The sequence below is a fragment of the Leucobacter musarum subsp. musarum genome, from assembly GCF_001273845.1.
Taxonomy (GTDB): Bacteria; Actinomycetota; Actinomycetes; order Actinomycetales; family Microbacteriaceae; genus Leucobacter; species Leucobacter musarum.
The window spans coordinates 357,650-374,534 of record NZ_JHBW01000087.1 but is presented as its reverse complement, the minus strand read 5'-3'; the positions used below and the strand labels follow the sequence as shown (position 1 = coordinate 374,534).

The 16,885-nt window shown below is 68.0% G+C and carries 15 protein-coding genes; 12 read left to right on the top strand and 3 right to left on the bottom strand.

What is annotated here, in order from left to right:
• Positions 1-6: 6 nt before the first annotated feature.
• The 10 genes from nusB (at position 7) to CH42_RS10710 (ending at position 11,478) form a co-directional block, all read left to right on the top strand.
• Positions 7-423: a transcription antitermination factor NusB gene (gene nusB / locus CH42_RS10755; RefSeq protein ID WP_053353157.1), complete on the top strand. Its 417-nt coding sequence runs from the start codon at positions 7-9 to the stop codon at positions 421-423.
• 162 nt (positions 424-585) lie between these two features.
• A complete protein-coding gene (pyrR, locus tag CH42_RS10750) occupies positions 586-1,182 on the top strand; it encodes a bifunctional pyr operon transcriptional regulator/uracil phosphoribosyltransferase PyrR (protein ID WP_053353156.1) in 597 nt (198 codons plus the stop codon).
• Positions 1,179-2,135, top strand: coding sequence for an aspartate carbamoyltransferase catalytic subunit (locus tag CH42_RS10745; RefSeq protein WP_053353155.1), 957 nt, complete (start codon positions 1,179-1,181; stop codon positions 2,133-2,135). The genes pyrR and CH42_RS10745 overlap by 4 nt, the downstream gene beginning before the upstream one ends.
• Positions 2,132-3,514, top strand: coding sequence for a dihydroorotase (locus CH42_RS10740; RefSeq protein WP_193392084.1), 1,383 nt, complete (start codon positions 2,132-2,134; stop codon positions 3,512-3,514). The genes CH42_RS10745 and CH42_RS10740 overlap by 4 nt, the downstream gene beginning before the upstream one ends.
• Positions 3,511-4,068 carry a PH-like domain-containing protein gene (locus tag CH42_RS10735; RefSeq protein ID WP_053353154.1) on the top strand — a complete coding sequence of 186 codons (558 nt, stop codon included), beginning with the start codon at positions 3,511-3,513 and terminating at the stop codon, positions 4,066-4,068. The genes CH42_RS10740 and CH42_RS10735 overlap by 4 nt, the downstream gene beginning before the upstream one ends.
• Positions 4,069-4,121: 53 nt before the next feature.
• Complete coding sequence (carA, locus tag CH42_RS10730) at positions 4,122-5,291, top strand: glutamine-hydrolyzing carbamoyl-phosphate synthase small subunit (protein ID WP_193392093.1); 1,170 nt, start codon at positions 4,122-4,124, stop codon at positions 5,289-5,291.
• Positions 5,292-5,295: 4 nt separating this feature from the next.
• A complete protein-coding gene (carB, locus tag CH42_RS10725; protein ID WP_053353153.1) occupies positions 5,296-8,583 on the top strand; it encodes a carbamoyl-phosphate synthase large subunit in 3,288 nt (1,095 codons plus the stop codon).
• Entirely contained in the window at positions 8,583-9,458 is an 876-nt protein-coding gene (gene pyrF, locus CH42_RS10720; protein ID WP_053353152.1) for an orotidine-5'-phosphate decarboxylase, read from the top strand. Before carB ends, pyrF begins: the two co-directional genes overlap by 1 nt.
• A 75-nt stretch (positions 9,459-9,533) precedes the next feature.
• A complete protein-coding gene (gmk, locus tag CH42_RS10715) occupies positions 9,534-10,424 on the top strand; it encodes a guanylate kinase (RefSeq protein WP_053353151.1) in 891 nt (296 codons plus the stop codon).
• A 58-nt stretch (positions 10,425-10,482) separates the two neighbouring features.
• Positions 10,483-11,478, top strand: coding sequence for a DMT family transporter (locus tag CH42_RS10710; protein ID WP_239684018.1), 996 nt, complete (start codon positions 10,483-10,485; stop codon positions 11,476-11,478).
• Here the strand turns inward: CH42_RS10710 and CH42_RS10705 are convergent.
• Both CH42_RS10705 and CH42_RS10700 read right to left on the bottom strand, forming a co-directional pair.
• Positions 11,465-12,199, bottom strand: coding sequence for an ABC transporter ATP-binding protein (locus CH42_RS10705; RefSeq protein WP_204374543.1), 735 nt, complete (start codon positions 12,197-12,199; stop codon positions 11,465-11,467). The two genes, CH42_RS10710 and CH42_RS10705, sit on opposite strands and share 14 nt — an antisense overlap.
• Positions 12,200-12,236: 37 nt before the next feature.
• On the bottom strand, positions 12,237-13,832 hold the full coding sequence (locus CH42_RS10700) for an ABC transporter permease (protein ID WP_053353150.1): 1,596 nt from the start codon (positions 13,830-13,832) through the stop codon (positions 12,237-12,239).
• A 151-nt stretch (positions 13,833-13,983) separates the two neighbouring features.
• Between CH42_RS10700 and CH42_RS10695 the strand changes: the two genes are divergently transcribed.
• Positions 13,984-15,360 (top strand): sensor histidine kinase, encoded by a 1,377-nt coding sequence (locus CH42_RS10695; protein WP_162231087.1) that lies wholly within the window; start codon positions 13,984-13,986, stop codon positions 15,358-15,360.
• Positions 15,357-16,040: a response regulator transcription factor gene (locus CH42_RS10690; RefSeq protein ID WP_053353148.1), complete on the top strand. Its 684-nt coding sequence runs from the start codon at positions 15,357-15,359 to the stop codon at positions 16,038-16,040. The genes CH42_RS10695 and CH42_RS10690 overlap by 4 nt, the downstream gene beginning before the upstream one ends.
• Here the strand turns inward: CH42_RS10690 and CH42_RS10685 are convergent.
• Positions 16,037-16,723, bottom strand: coding sequence for a DNA-3-methyladenine glycosylase (locus CH42_RS10685; RefSeq protein ID WP_053353147.1), 687 nt, complete (start codon positions 16,721-16,723; stop codon positions 16,037-16,039). The two genes, CH42_RS10690 and CH42_RS10685, sit on opposite strands and share 4 nt — an antisense overlap.
• Between the last annotated feature and the right edge of the window lie 162 nt (positions 16,724-16,885).

The following is a 16,885-nucleotide window of genomic DNA, read 5'->3' as shown; positions in this document are numbered from 1 at the left end:
TCCTGAATGTCTGCACGTACCAAGGCGCGCAAGCGCGCGCTCGACATGCTCTACCAGGCCGACTTGCGCGGCGAGTCCATGGCGGCGATCGTGAACGCGGAAGCGCAGCGCGCCGCGGGTGAACCCGATCGCGCAGCGTCCTGGTTGTACGCCCGCGAGATCGTCGACGGGGTCACCGACCACCGAGACGAGATCGATGAACTCATCGTGAGCTACGCGCAAGGATGGACCCTTGAGCGCATGCCTCACATCGATCGAGCACTGCTGCGTCTTGCGGCATGGGAGATCATCCATAACGATGAGGTGCCCGCAGCGGTCGCGATCGACGAAGCCGTGGAACTCGCGAAAGAGTACTCCACCGATGACTCCGGTCGGTTCGTCAACGGTGTGCTCGGCAAGATCGCGGATCACGCCGGCGCCTGACGCCTCGCTCTGAAGCCCCACCTGCCGGCATGTCCGGAGGTGGGGCTTCGTCGTTCTCGCGGATGGAGCGGACGATCGCGGCCTGCAGATGCGGTAGGCTGGCGGGGTTGCAAGCTTTTCTTTAAATTCCGTCCCGTGAGGCGGGGAAGGGGGGCTCGGTTAATGGGAACGCGAACGGTGCTGGAAGGCGCTGAAATCTCGCGTGCGCTGACCCGAATCTCGCACGAAATCATCGAGGCCAACAAGGGCGTCGAGGGGCTCGTTCTCGTGGGCATTCCGACCCGCGGCAGTCACCTCGCCCGACGCATCGGTGAGATCATCTCGCGCATCGAAGGCGTCGAAGTGCCCGTGGGCAGCCTCGACGTGACGATGTATCGCGATGACCTGGCGCAGCACCCCACGCGCGCGCCGCACCCCACCGAGATGCCGGTAGCCGGTATCGACGGTGCCACGGTCGTGCTGGTCGACGACGTGCTGTACTCCGGTCGTACCGTGCGCGCCGCGCTCGATGCGCTGAACGATCATGGGCGGCCGCAGGTCGTCCGCCTCGCCGCACTGATCGACCGCGGCCACCGCGAGCTGCCCATTCGCGCGGATTACATCGGCAAGAACCTGCCGAGCGCGAAGCACGAACGCATTGCGGTGCGGCTCGAGGAGCACGACGGCGTCGACGAGGTGACCATCACCTCGGAGGGCGAGACCGCCGATGACGGTCGCGCCAGCGTGGAGCCCGGGGCGAGCACGGAGCCCACCGCATGAGGCACTTGCTCGACACCCGGAGCCTGTCGCGCGACGAGGCGATCCTGATTCTCGACACCGCGGAAGACATGGCGGCGACGCAGCAGCGCGAGATCAAAAAACTCCCCACTCTGCGCGGTAAGACCGTCGTGAATCTCTTCTTCGAAGATTCGACGCGCACGCGCATCTCGTTCGAGGCCGCCGCGAAGCGCCTGAGCGCCGATGTCATCAACTTCAGCGCCAAGGGTTCGTCGGTGTCGAAGGGCGAATCGCTCAAAGACACGGCGCAAACCCTGCAGGCGATCGGTGCAGACGGTGTGGTGATCCGCCACCCCGCCTCGGGTGCACCGGCGAAGCTGGCGAGCAGCAACTGGATCGATGCCGGGGTGCTCAACGCCGGCGATGGCACGCACGAGCACCCGACGCAGGCGCTGCTCGACGCGTTCACGATGCGTCGTCGCTTGTTCGGCGACGCGAGCCGCGGCCGCGATCTCGATGGAGTGTCCGTCGTGATCGTGGGCGACATCGCTCACTCGCGGGTCGCTCGATCGAATCTCTGGCTACTCACGGCGCTCGGCGCCCACGTGAGCTTCGTCGCCCCCGAGACACTGCTGCCGTACGGCGCCCGCGGGTGGCCGGTGACCGTGCATCACTCCTTCGACGCTGCGCTGCGCGAGGAGCAGCCCGACGTCGTCATGATGCTGCGCATCCAGAGCGAACGCATGCACGCCGCCTTCTTCCCGAACGAGCGCGAGTATGCCCGCATCTGGGGCCTCGACGACGCGCGATTGGCGGCGCTTACCGAACGCGCGATTGTGATGCATCCCGGCCCGATGAACCGCGGTCTCGAGATCTCGTCGAGCGCCGCCGACTCGGCGCGATCCACGGTGCTCGAGCAGGTCGCCAACGGTGTTTCGGTGCGCATGGCGGCCCTCTATCTTCTACTTTCCGGCGAACGAACGGAGCAGGCATGACCGACACGACCTCAGGAATTCTCATCCGCGGAGCCCGTCTGGCTGGCGCGCTCACGCAGCGCGGGCAGCAGGTTTCCGACGCGGCGGCGGTGGATCTGCGCATCGCAGGTGGCGTCATCGTCGAGCGCGCGACCCAGGCCGCGGGCGGTCTCGAGCCCCGTGCGGGCGAGCGCGTCATCGACGCGGAGGGACTCGTTGCCCTCACCGGTCTGGTCGACCTGCACACCCACCTGCGCGAGCCCGGGTTCGAGCAGTCGGAGACGGTGCTCACGGGCACGCGCGCGGCCGCTGCAGGCGGCTTCACGAGCGTCTTCGCGATGGCCAACACGCTGCCCGTGCAAGACACGGCGGGCGTCGTGGAGCAGGTGCAGGCACTCGGCGATGCGGCGGGCTACGCGACGGTCCGCCCCATCGGTGCGGTCACCGAAGATCTCGCGGGGGAGCGCCTCAGCGAGATCGGCGCGATGGCCGACTCGCGCGCTGCCGTGCGCGTGTTCTCCGACGATGGCAAGTGCGTGCATGACCCGCTGCTCATGCGTCGGGCCCTCGAATACGTGAAGACCTTCGACGGCGTGATCGCGCAGCACGCGCAAGACCCGCGCCTGACCGAGGGCTCCCAGATGAACGAGGGCGCGCTGTCGAGCGAGCTCGGGCTGAAGGGCTGGCCCGCGGTCGCCGAAGAGTCGATCATCGCCCGCGACGTGCTGCTCGCCGAGCACATCGGGGCGCGCCTGCACATCTGCCACCTGTCGACGGCGGGTTCGGTCGAGGTGATTCGCTGGGCCAAGGCCCGCGGCGTGCAGGTCACAGCGGAGGTCACGCCGCACCATCTGATTCTCACCGAGGAGCTGGCGCGCAGCTACGACGCCCGGTACAAGGTGAATCCGCCGTTGCGTCGCGAGGAAGACGTGCGCGCCCTGCGCGCGGCTGTCGCCGACGGCATCATCGACATGATTGCGACGGATCACGCGCCGCACCCCGTCGAGGCGAAAGACTGCGAGTGGGACGCCGCGGCGTTCGGCATGGTCGGCCTTGAGTCCGCCCTGCCGATCGCGCTGCTCACTCTCGTGCAGGAGGCGCACGCGAGCTGGGCCGAGCTTGAGGTACTGCTCTCGCAGCGCCCGGCCGAGATCGGCCGACTCGAGGGGCACCCGAGTGCGTTGGAAGCGGGCCAGCCCGCCGACCTCGTGCTCGTCGACCCGAGCGGCACGAGCACGTTCTCGACCGACCACCTGCGCGGTCAAAGCGTGAACTCGCCGTTCCTCGGTATGGAGCTGCCCGGCCGCGTCGCCTTCACCGTGCGTCGCGGGTATCTCACGGTTGACGACGGAGAGCTCGTCGCCGCCGAAACCGTGGCTGCCGCAGGAGCCGCCCGATGAGCCGCGGCACCTTTGCGATCATCATGATCGCCATCGCGGCAATCATTCTGCTCGGCATGTGGCTCGGATGGCGCGCGCGAGCGCGTCGCCACGGCGGCTTCGCCGAGCACGGCGCGGCACTGGTCGGCGCAGTGCTCGCCGAGTTCCCGCACGCGAGCTACGTTTCGACGACCCCGATCGGTGCACCGCTCGAGCGGCTGTCGATTCCGGGCCTGCGCTACAAGGGCTTCGCCGACCTGGCCATCCGCGCCGACGGCGTCACGGTCGCGGTGACTGGCGAGTCGCCCGTGCACCTGCCGGCGAATCGAGTGCTCGGCGCCGATGTCGCGAGTCGCCGCGTCGGCAAGGCAGTCGAGCGCGATGGCCTGTCCCTGCTGCAGTGGCAGGCAACCGACGGCCGCGAGGTCGAATCGAGTTTCCGCTTCACTGACCCCGCCGAACAGTTGCGCTTCGAGCGCGCCATCGCCGCACTCTCACCGGCTGCGCTGGCCGACCCAGCTGCGCCGGCTTCTCAGACCCATACCCCTTCCCACACCACCCAGGAGGATGCGTGACCACGAACACGACCGAAGAGACGGCAACCGCCGTGACGCCCGAAGGCGTCACCGTGCCCCCGGCTGCGGCGGTGCCCACGGGCAACGCCGTGCTGGTGCTGGAAGACGGCCGACGATACGTGGGGCGCGCATACGGGGCGACCGGGCGCACGCTCGGCGAGGTCGTGTTCTCGACGGGCATGACCGGGTACCAGGAGACGCTGACCGACCCCTCGTACGCGGGGCAGATCGTGCTCATGACGGCACCGCACATCGGCAACACGGGCGTGAACGACACCGACATGGAGTCGCGCAAGATCTGGGTCGCCGGGTTCATCGTCCGCGACCCCGCGCGGCGCGTGTCGAACTTCCGGGCCGAGCGCTCGCTCGACGAAGACCTCGTGAATGACGGCGTCGTGGGCATCTCCGGTGTCGACACGCGCGCGATCACCCGCCACATCCGCTCGGCCGGTGCCATGCGCGCGGGCGTGTTCTCGGGCGTCGACTTCGATCTCTCGGACGAGGCGCAGCTCGAACTCGTGCGCGAGCAGGAGTCGATGGCCGGCAAGAACCTCTCCGAGGCCGTCACGACGCCGGAGCGCTACGACGTTCCGGCGGCCGAGGGCGTCGACCGCGTCGGCTCGATCGCGGTGCTCGATCTCGGGATCAAGCGCGCCACGGTGCAGTACCTGTCGGAGCACGGCTTCGACGTCATCGTGCTGCCTGCGTCGACCTCGCTCGAGGAGATCCGCGCGATCGCGCCCGACGCGCTGTTTTACTCGAACGGTCCCGGCGATCCTGCAGCGAGCGATGCGCAGGTCGTCGTGCTGCGCGAACTGCTGCGCGACGGCGTGCCCTACTTCGGCATCTGCTTCGGCAACCAGCTGCTGGGGCGCGCGCTCGGCTTCAGTACCTACAAGCTGCCGTTCGGGCATCGCGGCATCAACCAGCCCGTGCTCGACAAGCGCACCGGTCGCGTCGAGATCACCGCGCAGAACCACGGCTTCGCCGTCGACGCGCCCATCGAGGGCGAGATCGACGCGCCCGAGGGCTTCGGTCGCGTGCAGGTGAGCCACTTCAGCCTCAATGATCAGGTCGTCGAGGGCCTCGAGTGCCTCGACATCCCCGCGTTCTCGGTGCAGTACCACCCCGAGGCGGCCGCCGGCCCGCACGACGCGTTCTACCTCTTCGATCGATTCCGCGCTTTGGTCACCGAGCGCAAGACCACCGCCACGGAGGCCTAAAGACATGCCCAAGCGTTCAGACATCAACTCCGTTCTCGTCATCGGTTCGGGCCCGATCGTCATCGGTCAGGCCTGCGAGTTCGACTACTCGGGCACCCAGGCGTGCCGCGTGCTCCGCGAGGAGGGCGTGCGCGTCATCCTGGTGAACTCGAACCCGGCGACGATCATGACCGATCCCGACTTCGCCGACGCGACCTACGTCGAGCCGATCACCCCCGAGGTCATCGAGTCGATCATCATCAAGGAGCGCCCCGATGCGATCTTGCCGACGCTCGGTGGCCAGACGGCACTCAACGCGGCGATCGCACTGCACGACCTCGGCATTCTCGAGAAGCACGGTGTCGAGCTCATCGGCGCCAAGGTCGACGCGATTCAGCGCGGTGAGGATCGCCAGATCTTCAAGGAGCTCGTGCTCGAAGCGGGCGCTGACGTGGCGCGCTCGCACATCGCGCACACGATCGAGGAGGCGAAGGAGTTCGCCAAGGATCTGGGCTACCCCCTCGTGGTCCGTCCCTCGTTCACCATGGGCGGTCTCGGTTCGGGCTTCGCCTACACCGAGGAAGAGCTCGTGCGCATTGCCGGCGACGGCCTCCACTACAGCCCGACCACCGAGGTGCTCCTCGAAGAGTCGATCCTGGGCTGGAAGGAGTACGAGCTCGAGCTCATGCGCGATACCGCCGACAACACGGTGGTCGTCTGCTCGATCGAGAACGTCGACGCCGTGGGCGTGCACACCGGTGACTCGATCACGGTCGCGCCCGCGCTCACCCTGACCGACCGCGAGTATCAGAAGCTGCGCGACATCGGCATCGACATCATTCGCCGCGTGGGCGTCGACACCGGCGGCTGCAACATTCAGTACGCCGTCGATCCTGTGACGGGCCGCATCATCGTCATCGAGATGAACCCGCGCGTCTCGCGCTCGTCGGCGCTCGCGTCGAAGGCCACCGGCTTCCCGATCGCGAAGATCGCCGCGAAGCTCGCGCTCGGCTACCGCCTCGATGAGATTCCCAACGACATCACGCAGAAGACCCCGGCGAGCTTCGAGCCGTCGATCGACTACGTCGTCGTGAAGACCCCGCGATTCGCGTTCGAGAAGTTCCCCGCCGCCGACGATACGCTCACCACCACCATGAAGTCGGTCGGCGAAGCGATGGCCATCGGCCGCAACTTCACGACGGCGCTGCAGAAGTCGCTCCGCTCGCTCGAGAAGCGCGGCACCTCCTTCCACTGGGGCGAAGAGACCCGCCCGGTCGCCGAGATTCTCGAGATCATCAAGCGCCCGACCGACGGCCGCATCGTGGACGTGCAGCAGGCGCTGCGCCTCGGCGCGACCATCGAGCAGGTGTTCGCGTCGACCGCGATCGACCCCTGGTACCTCGACCAGATCCAGCTCATCAACGAGGTCGCGGAGGCCGTGAAGCAGGCGCCGCAGCTCACGCTCGAGGTGCTGCGCGAGGCGAAGGATCACGGGTTCTCCGACGTGCAGATCGCTGCGATCCGAGGGGTCTCTGAATCTGAGATCCGCGGCCTGCGTCACGGGCTCGGCCTGCGCCCCGTCTTCAAGACGGTCGACACCTGCGCGGGCGAGTTCCCGGCGCTCACGCCGTACCACTACTCGTCGTACGACCTCGAGACCGAGGTGGCGCCGAGCGACCGCAAAAAGGTCGTCATTCTCGGCTCCGGCCCCAACCGCATCGGTCAGGGCGTCGAGTTCGACTACTCGTGCGTGCACGCATCGTTCGCGCTGTCTGACGCGGGCTACGAGACGATCATGATCAACTGCAACCCCGAAACGGTGTCGACGGACTACGACACCTCGGATCGCCTGTACTTCGAGCCGCTGACGCTCGAAGACGTGCTCGAGGTCATCCACGCCGAGCAGGCGTCGGGCGAGCTGCTGGGCGTCGTCGTGCAGCTCGGCGGGCAGACGGCCCTCGGGCTCGCGCAGCCGCTGAAGGATGCCGGGATCCCGATTTTGGGCACCACGCCCGAGGCGATCGACTTGGCCGAGGAGCGTGGAGCATTCTCGCGCATCCTGGAGCGCGCAGGCCTGCTCGCGCCGCGCAACGGCACCGCGATCGACGAAGAGGGTGCGATTCGCATCGCCGAGGAGATCGGCTACCCCGTGCTCGTGCGCCCGTCGTTCGTGCTCGGCGGCCGCGGCATGGAGATCGTCTACGACACGGAGTCGCTGCACGGCTACTTCAGTCGTATCGAGGGCCACGCTCTCGTCGGCCCCGGCCACCCGCTGCTCGTCGACCGCTTCCTCGATGACGCGATCGAGATCGACGTCGACGCGCTCTACGATGGCGAGCAGTTGTACGTCGGCGGCGTGATGGAGCACATCGAGGAGGCCGGTGTGCACTCGGGCGACTCGAGCTGCACCCTGCCGCCCGTCACGCTCGGCCACGACCAGATCGCCCAGGTGCGCGAGGCCACGCTCGGCATTGCCGAGGGCATCGGGGTGCGCGGGCTGCTCAATGTGCAGTTCGCGATCGGCCAGGGCGTGCTCTACGTGCTCGAGGCTAACCCGCGCGCATCGCGCACCGTGCCGTTCGTGTCGAAGGCGCTCGGGATCCCGCTCGCCAAGGCCGCCTCGCGCATCATGGCGGGTGAGAGCATCGCCGAGCTCATCGCCGCGGGCCTGCTGCCCGAGCGCGACGGTTCGCGCGCCCCGATCGACGCACCGATCGCGGTGAAAGAGGCCGTGCTGCCCTTCAAGCGATTCCGCACCCACGAGGGCCTCGTGGTCGACTCGCTGCTCGGGCCCGAGATGCGCTCCACCGGTGAGGTCATGGGCATGGACCGCGACTTCCCGACCGCGTTCGCGAAGAGCCAGTCGGCGGCCGGCAGCGAGCTGCCGCAGAGCGGAACCGTGTTCTTGTCGGTGGCGGATCGCGACAAGCGCTCCATCGTGCTCCCCGCGCTGCGGTTGCAGGAGCTCGGCTACCGCATTCTCGCGACGCAAGGCACCCAGGTGGTGCTCGGCCGCAATGGCATCGACTCCGAGGTCGTGCGCAAGCACAGCGCCGGCGCCGACGGCGACACGATCGTCGATCTGATCAACCGCGGCGAGATCGACATGATCATCAACACGCCGTCGGGCAGCTCGGCGCGTGCCGATGGCTACGAGATCCGCGCCGCAGCGGTGGCCGCAGACAAGCCGATCTTCACCACGGTGTCCGAGCTGTCGGCCGCGGTCGGGGCGATCTCGGCGCAGCGCGTCGGGTTCGACGTGAAGTCGCTGCAGGAGTACCAGGCCGACCGCGACGCGGCGCTCGCCAGCTGATGACGTCGACGACATTTGGTGACCGGCTCGCGGCGGAGTTCGCTGCGGGCCGGCACCTGTGCGCCGGCATCGACCCGCATGGGCCGTTGCTCGACGCCTGGGGCGTCGCGGACGATGCGGCGGGGGCCGAGCGCATGGGGCGCGACGGGGTCGCCGCCGCCGCCGGGGTCGCGGCCTGTGTGAAACCGCAGATCGCGTTCTTCGAGCGGTTCGGTTCGGCGGGGTTTGCGGCGCTCGAGCGGGTGTTCGCGGATGCACGTGAGGCCGGCGTGCTGGTCGTCGCCGACGTGAAGCGCGGCGACATCGGGTCGAGTTTCGGTGCGTACGCCGACACCTGGTTGGCGCCGGGATCTCCGCTTGAGGCCGACGCCATGACGGTGGTCGCGTATCAGGGCTTCGGCACGATTGAGGGTGCGCTCCGTCACGTGACGGCGCACGGCAAAGGCCTGTTCGTGCTCGCAGCGACGTCGAACCCTGAAGCAGTCGACGTGCAGCGTGCGCGCCGCGCCGATGGCCGTACGGTCGCTGCGGCGATGGTGGCGGATGCGGAGGCCTGGAACGCTGAGCACTCGGCGTCAGGCGCCGCGTCGATCGGCTCCGTCGGCGTGGTGCTCGGAGCGACGCTGGACCTCTCGGGTTTCGAAATCGAGACCGCGGAGCGGCCCGCTGGGCCGGCACTGCCGGTGCTCGCGCCGGGGTTCGGGCACCAAGGTGCCCGCATCGAGGAAGCGGCAGAAATCTTCGGCGGCATCGGGCACGCGTTGCTGGCGAACGAGTCCCGGAGCATTCTGCAGGGCGGTCCCGACGGGCTCCGTGACCGCATCCGCGAGCGCGCTGAGGCGATCCGCTTCGCGTTGAGCCGCGAAGCGGCCTAGGCTGTAACCCGACTACGCAACGAATGCGCACAGGGATATCAGGGGAGTGGACTGTTGACGACGAGTGAACGGACGATGCCGGAGGTGGATCGCGTTGCGGCCAACCGCGCCGCCATCGCGGCACGCCAGGCCCGTGCTGAGTTGAAGCGCCGTCTCCGCTCCGGCGAGGTGTCCCCGTTCCGCGTGATGGAGCAGTCGCGTGTGCCGGGCACCCCGGCTGCGTCCCTGCGCATTACCGATTTCCTGCTCTCGTTCCCGGCGATCGGGGCGGTGAAGGCGGAGCGCGTGCGCGACGATCTCGGCATCTCCGAGCGCAAGCGCCTCGGCGGTCTCGGCAAGCTGCAGCGCGATCGGCTCGAGTCGTTCGTGCGGGATCGCACCGGCACCGTGCGCGTCGGCCCTCGTCCGCCGCTGACGGTGCTGGCCGGTCCGACGGCTGTCGGGAAAGGCACGGTCGCGACCTATATTCGTGAGCACTTCCCGGAAGTGAAGCTCTCGGTTTCGGCGACGACGCGCGCCCCTCGCCCCGGTGAGGAGCACGGCCGCCATTACTACTTCGTCGACGACGAAGGGTTCGATCGGATGCTCGCTGCGGACGATCTGCTGGAGTGGGCGACGGTGCACAACCGTTCTCGCTACGGCACTCCGCGTCGTCCGGTCGTCGAAGCCGCAGAGCGCGGCGAGCTGATGCTCCTCGAGATCGATTTGCAGGGTGCACGTCAGGTGCGCGCGAGCATGCCGGAAGCCCGTCTGGTGTTTCTTGCTCCGCCGAGCTGGGACGAGCTGGTCGACCGTCTGGTCGGTCGCGGTACCGAGGACGAGGAAGAGCGCGCACGCCGTTTGGAGACGGCGAAGGTCGAACTCGCGGCGGCCGACGAGTTCGACGAGATCATCGTGAACGACGAGGTACCGCGCGCTGCGGCAAGGCTCGTGGAACTGATGCGCGGGGACGAGGGCGACCGGTAACGGCAACCCTGCGGCCAGCCGCAGTGTCACGGCGACGACCACCCGCTAGGGTGATGGTGTGCATTCGAGCCTGATCATCGCCGCCTCGCACGTCGCGAGCATTGGTCTCGCCGACGCGATGGCTGAGGTGACGACGCTCGACCCCAAGCAGTTCTTGGGTATTCCGCTCGCGCTCGTCGGTGCGGCACTGCTCGCGTTCGGCGCGCAGTATCAGTCGCGCGGACTCAACAAGGTCGAGCGCATCACCGGCGAGAGTGCCGGCTCGGGGCTCTCGTTTCGTCATGTCGCCAACCTGCTCCGTCGCCCATCGTGGGTCGTCGGCACGCTGTTTCTGGGTCTCGCGGTGGCATTCCAGATCGGATCGCTGTCGTTGTCGCCGCTGATCATCGTGCAGCCCATCGGCGTCGTCGGGCTCGTGATCACGTCGATTCTGAATTCGCGCGTCAGCGGTGTGCAACTGGGCAAACGCGTGCGCTGGTCGATCGGCCTCGCGGTGCTCGGCATCGTGATCTTCGTCTCGATCGCGGCGTTCACGGCCTCTGATCAGCCCGTGACCGACACGAAACTGATCGAGATTCTGATCACATTCGGCGTCGTCTTCGCGCTGATTCTCGCGCTCTTCATCGGGTTCCGTCACCGCAGTGTCGCATTGATCTACATCGTCGGCGCCGGGGTGCTCTACGGCTTCGTCGCCACCTTTGCGAAGGCCGTCATTGGTCGGCTGCAGCAGGGGGAGTTCGAGTGGCTCACCTGGGTCTGCGTCGCGGCGCTGCTCGCGGGCGCACTCATGGGCATGGTCTTCGTGCAGAACGCCTATTCCTCTGGTCCGCCAGATCTCGTGGTCGCCGGGCTGACCGTGATCGACCCCATCATTGCCGTGTTGATCGGCATCGTCGTGCTCGATGAGGCGGCGGGCGCCCCCGCCTGGGCCATTGTCGCCTTCGTCGTCTCGGGCGCGGTCGCGGTCATCGGAGTTGTCGGCCTCGCGAAGTTCCATCCGCAAAGCGGCGCGTCCGCGCTCGAGACAAACGAGAGCAATTCTACGAACGAGTAATATCGCGAATGCGTCCGTGTTCGAGGCGCAATCGGCGATTCGCTCGCTTCGCGACCGCCGAGTCGTGAGTGACCGCGATGATCGTGAGCCCCTCGGCGTTCAGCTGCTCGAGCAAGCCGAGAATCTCGTCGCGCATCGACTCGTCGAGATTTCCCGTGGGTTCGTCGGCGAGCAGCACGTGCGGCTCCGCGACGAGCGCTCGAGCGATCGCAACGCGCTGCTGTTGGCCTCCCGAGAGCTCCATCGGCCGGTGTTCGCCGCGCTCGGCGAGGCCGACTCTCGCGAGTGCCGCGCCAACGCGCGCGGCACGGTCAGCGGTTGAGATGCCGCGACCTTCAAGCGCGGTGTCCACATTCTCACTTGCGGTCAGCGTAGGAAGCAGATTGAACGACTGGAAGACAAAACCGATGCGTTCTTTGCGCACTCGCGTGAGCTCGGCGTCCGAGAGATGCGAGAGGTCGGTGCCATCGAGGGTGATCGTGCCAGAGGTGGGGCGATCCAGCGCCCCCAAGAGCTGGAGGAGCGTTGATTTGCCGCCGCCGGTCGGGCCCTGAATCGTGGCGAACTCCCCGGTGGCGATGTCGAGGTCGAGTCCGCTCAGGGGCGTGATTCGCTGGCCTTTCTTCTCGTACTGCCGAGTAATGCCGGAAAGCCGGTAGATGGGGGCTGGCGTTGAATCCGGTGATGCGGAAACGGCTGTCTCCGTGGTGGTGAGTGACATGGTGCTCCTCAGATCTGCAAGTGGTGTGGTCGGTGAGTCACGCGACGGCGCGCAGTGCCTCGACGGGGCTGAGTCGGGCTGCGCGCCACGAGGCGAAGGCGCCGGCGAGCAAGCCGCCGAGCAGGCTCAGGCCGAGCGCGGCGAGCACGACCCAGAGGGTGACGGGTGCGTGCAGCACGATGTCTGCCGTGCTCGAAGCGGTCTGGCCGAACCCGCCTCCGCCACCGAAGCCGCCCATGGCGCCGGAGGCATCGCTGCCCGACGTGCTCCCTGCGGCGTCGGATCCGGGCATGCCGCCGCCTTGCATGCCGCCACTCTGCATGCCGCCACCCTGCATGCCGCTTCCGGTGCCGGGGCCACCGGCCGTGCCCGACCCCGTCGCCGCCTGCAGAGTCGGCGAGATGAGGTTGATGATCCCGATCGCGCCCAGGCCGAGCACGAGCCCCGCTGCGCCGCCGATGAGGGCCTGGACGCCCGATTCTCCGGCGAGTTGGCCGATGATGCGTCCGTTCGACCAGCCGATGGCCTTCAACGTGCCGAACTCGCGAGTGCGTCGGGCGACGCCGGCGCCGGTGAGCAGCACGGCAATCGCCAGGGCGACGGCCAGCACGATCATCGAGAGCCACGTGCCGAGGCTGCCGATCAGTGATGAAGCGCTCGCCAGCGAACCCGACACCTGTGCGGCGAGGTCAGCTTGCGAATTCACCGTCGCGTCGGGCAGGGCACTCTCGATCTCTGCCTGCACGCCGTCAATCGACGAGGAGTCATTCGCGACGACGTACACCGTCGACACGACGTCATCGGAGTCAGAAAGTACACGGGCGGTGCCGAGCGGCAGGAAGACGTTGGCCGCGGCATCGGCGTCGGTGCTGGTCGACGCCAGTACGCCGACGATCTCGACGGAGTCCGAACCCACCTCCAGAGTGTCGCCGACCGCGAGATCCTGGGCGGTCGCATAGCTCGCGTCGACGACGGCGACGAGTGCGTCGGCGTCATCCGCGGTGAGTGCGCGCCCATCGGTGATTTCGGTCGCAGAGAGCGGCCCCACATCGGTGGCCGCGGGATCGACGCCGAGCACGCTGAAGCTGTCGACGCCGAACGATCCGCCGCCGAAACCGCCGCCGCCTCCGCCGAAGCCGCCGGGTGCGCTCCCCGCTGCATCGCCGGTCGCGGCTTCACCGGCAGCCGGGTCGCTTGTCTGCGACATGTCGGGGAGTTCTCCCGAGAACGAGGTGTTGGTCAGGCTGAGCGTGCCCGTCGCGGCGGCGACGTCGTCGAGTTCGGCGATGGTGCTCACCGCCGAGGCATCCAGCGTGCCGCGACCCGGCTGCGTCATGAGGTTCGACTGCGCCACCCGCGTCGTGCCTGCGTCATCGGTGTCTCCCGACTCGGAGCCGAAGTCGAAGCGCGGACCGCCGCCGCCCTGACCGGGCTCCGCAGCTGCCCCCGTGACGGTGAGGTCGGTGCCCACGCCGGTCACCCCCTCGAGCGCTTGCGTCTGCGCCTGCTTGATGCCGGTCGAGAGAGATGACACGACGATCACGAGGGCGATCGCGATGGCGAGGCCGACGGCGACGACGATCGTTTGGCGGCGTCGGCCGAGCAGCTCGCTGCGGAGCATGGTCCAATACATGGAGGTCCTTTCAGTTGCTGCTGCGAGTCTCGCGGCTGTCAGACTCCCGCGCGTCACCCCGTCGGGTGCACCTGGGTACTGCATCTGCGGTATGCGGATCTGCCGCGTCAGGTGGATGCCACGCATAGGAATCACGGGCACACTGGTGCTCGTGTCGGTTCTCCCTGTCTCCTCTGCGCATGCTTCGCACGATGCTCGGGCGCTCCGTGGTGGTGATGCGAATTGGCGAATCGAAGTGGTCGTCGTCGGTGTGGTCGTGGTCGCCGGGGTGCTCTCCGCACTCCCCGCGCTCCGCGGGTTCGCCGGGAGCACTGGGTTCTTCGGATTCCCCGGTTCCCCTGGAATTGCAGGGTCGCCTAGCGGATTCGGTCCACCTGGGAGCGGTCGGGCGATCGAACTTCCGGTGTGGTGGGATCTTGCGCTGGTCGCGCTGATCGTCGTGTCGGCAGGAGTTCTTGCGTTGCGACTCCGCTGGCCCGTGTTCGTGCTCGGTGCCGCACTCATCCTGTTCTTCGTCGCCAGTGGGCTCGGCTGGCCGACGCTCGGCCCCATGCTCGCGCTCGCGATCGCCGCGTACAGCCTCGCTTCGCACTCGGAGCGGGTCGTGACGGCCATCACGGTCGGCGTGAGCGCGGCATGGATCCTCGTCATCAGTTTCGCGGTGACAGGCTGGCAATCGTCGGATCCTCGGCTGCTGCAGGCGGCCGCGGCCGCCGCGATCGCCGGCGCGCTCGGCGACAGTGCGCGGTCGCGCCGCGAATTGTTCGAAGCCGCAACGGAACGCGCGCGGCGCGCGGAGGAGACCCGTGAAGCCGAAGCGTCGCGTCGCGTCTCCGAAGAACGGCTCAGAATCGCGCGTGACCTGCACGACACGGTGGCGCACCAGATCTCGGTCATCAGCCTGAACGCCGGCGTCGCATCGAGCGCACTCCGCACCCGACCGGAGCGGGCAGAGTCGGCGCTGGGCACGATCCGCAGTTCAGCGCGCGGAGCGCTCTCAGAAATCGGGGAGTTGCTCAGGCATCTTCGGTCAGAGGAGATCGCAGCGTCGGGTGAAGCGGCTGACCGTGCCATCGAGGCAATTCCGGACGCACCGCAACCCGGGATCGCGCGTATCCCGGCGCTCGTGAGCGACCTTCGGGCCGGCGGCCTCGAGGTGCACTCGGCGATCACCGGTGCAGCTTCGTCGGTACCGGATGCGGTCGGAGTGGCCACTTATCGGATCGTGCAGGAGGGGCTCGCGAACGCGCAGAAGCACGGCGCAGATGGGCCGGTTGAGTGCTCCATCGACATCTCCGCATCGCACGTGTCGGTGCGCATTGCGAACGGTGTGCCCACCGAACCGCGCCGAGACGCGCACCGCGCCCCCGCCTGGAGCGGTTACGGACTCGTCGGCATTCGCGAGCGCGCAGCGGCGCTCGGTGGTAGCGTCTCAGCGGGTCCCGTCAATGGCGCGAGTGCTGACGGTGTCGTGGGCGCGCGCTACGTGCTCGAGGTGCGTCTCCCGGTGCAAGGCGCGCGCGTATGACCGCAGGCCCGACCATTCGCGTCGTCGTGGTCGATGACCAGATGTTGATCCGTCAGGCCGTGAGCGACATTCTCGACGGGCACCCCGATATCGCGGTGGTGGGCGTGGCTGCCAACGGGGCCGAAGCGGTGGAACGCACGGCGATCCTGCGCCCCAATGTCGTGCTCATGGATATTCGGATGCCCGTCGTCGACGGGATCGCCGCGACCGAGCAGATCTGCGCAGACCAGCTGAACGCGGCGACGCACGTGCTGGTGCTGACCACCTTTGAGGAAGATGCCTACGTGGTCGCCGCACTTCGCGCCGGTGCGAGTGGTTTCATCGGCAAAGGGTCGGAGCCCGATGACATCGCGCGCGCGGTTCGTTCGGTGCACGCGGGGGAAGCGCTGCTCTCACCGGTTGCGACGCGAAGCCTCATCACTCGGTACGTGATGCCCGCGGCACCGCGCGCCGACGCTGCATCAGCCCCCGAACTCGCGCTGCTCACGGAGCGCGAACGGGAGGTGCTGCTGCTCGTTGCGCGGGGTCGCTCGAACCAGGAGATTGCCACATCTCTGGTCATCTCGCCGCACACGGCGAAGACGCACGTCAACCGCATCATGTCGAAAGTGCACGCTCACGACCGCGCGCAGCTCGTCATTCTCGCGTACGAGACCGGACTGCTGAGCCCGGGAGGCTAGGCGAACGGCCAGCGGGTCTGCGGGTCGAACGGGTGGCCGACGACTTCCGGGCGTGGAGCACCTCGACCTGCGCGAAAGGCCGACACCGTCGGGTCGTCCGGAATCCAGAAACGCCACGGGAACTCGGGCCCGCCTGCCGCACCGGCAACACCGACGCGTGGCCCGTGCGCGATGCGAGGCGCCAGGGATTCGGGGAGCACCAGGCTGAACGGCGCCGCGAACAGCGAGTGTCCGTCGTGCACCTCGCGGCGGATCCCAAGTGCCTGCGCTACATTGCCCGGGCCCTGCGCGAGCTGCTGCGGTTGAAGTGTCGATTCTGGTCGACGGGCGCTACGCCGTCGCCGCGCCAGATCGGCGCCCGCCCGCACCTCGCCGGCGCGCAGCAGCACCCCGGAGGCCGTGCCCTCGGGCGAGCACACCACATTGATCGCGAAGTGCATGCCGTACGAGAAGTAGACGTAGGCATGGCCGGGCGGGCCGAACATCGATGCGTTGCGGTCAGTCTTGCCGTTTCGTGCGTGCGACCCGAGGTCTGGTGGGCCTGGCGATCCGACACCGTGGTATGCCTCGACCTCGGTGACGCGGAGAGAGACTGCACCCTCGGGAGCATCGACCGTGAGGAGTGCGCCGAGCAGCATCGGCGCAACCTCAAGCGCCGGTCGTGAGAAATCATCGGGGGTCATCGCCCACCATTGTGGCAAACGGTGCGGTGCGCCGCGAGGCGACGCGTACGCTGCTGGCGATCAGCCTGCAGATTCGAGGCGTCTGCTCGACCTCGACGCATACGATGGGGCCAACGCCGCACCCGCAGCGTTGAACCGCTCCGTCGAACCGCACCGCCCGGA

Bases quoted from the DNA above. Each gene is read 5' to 3' on its own strand.
- nusB (WP_053353157.1), top strand. From the start codon at position 7: ATGTCTGCACGTACCAAGGCGCGCAAGCGCGCGCTCGACATGCTCTAC.
- pyrR (WP_053353156.1), top strand. From the start codon at position 586: ATGGGAACGCGAACGGTGCTGGAAGGCGCTGAAATCTCGCGTGCGCTG.
- CH42_RS10745 (WP_053353155.1), top strand. From the start codon at position 1,179: ATGAGGCACTTGCTCGACACCCGGAGCCTGTCGCGCGACGAGGCGATC.
- CH42_RS10740 (WP_193392084.1), top strand. From the start codon at position 2,132: ATGACCGACACGACCTCAGGAATTCTCATCCGCGGAGCCCGTCTGGCT.
- CH42_RS10735 (WP_053353154.1), top strand. From the start codon at position 3,511: ATGAGCCGCGGCACCTTTGCGATCATCATGATCGCCATCGCGGCAATC.
- carB (WP_053353153.1), top strand. From the start codon at position 5,296: ATGCCCAAGCGTTCAGACATCAACTCCGTTCTCGTCATCGGTTCGGGC.
- pyrF (WP_053353152.1), top strand. From the start codon at position 8,583: ATGACGTCGACGACATTTGGTGACCGGCTCGCGGCGGAGTTCGCTGCG.
- gmk (WP_053353151.1), top strand. From the start codon at position 9,534: ATGCCGGAGGTGGATCGCGTTGCGGCCAACCGCGCCGCCATCGCGGCA.
- CH42_RS10705 (WP_204374543.1), bottom strand. From the start codon at position 12,199: ATGTCACTCACCACCACGGAGACAGCCGTTTCCGCATCACCGGATTCA.
- CH42_RS10700 (WP_053353150.1), bottom strand. From the start codon at position 13,832: ATGTATTGGACCATGCTCCGCAGCGAGCTGCTCGGCCGACGCCGCCAA.
- CH42_RS10690 (WP_053353148.1), top strand. From the start codon at position 15,357: ATGACCGCAGGCCCGACCATTCGCGTCGTCGTGGTCGATGACCAGATG.
- CH42_RS10685 (WP_053353147.1), bottom strand. From the start codon at position 16,723: ATGACCCCCGATGATTTCTCACGACCGGCGCTTGAGGTTGCGCCGATG.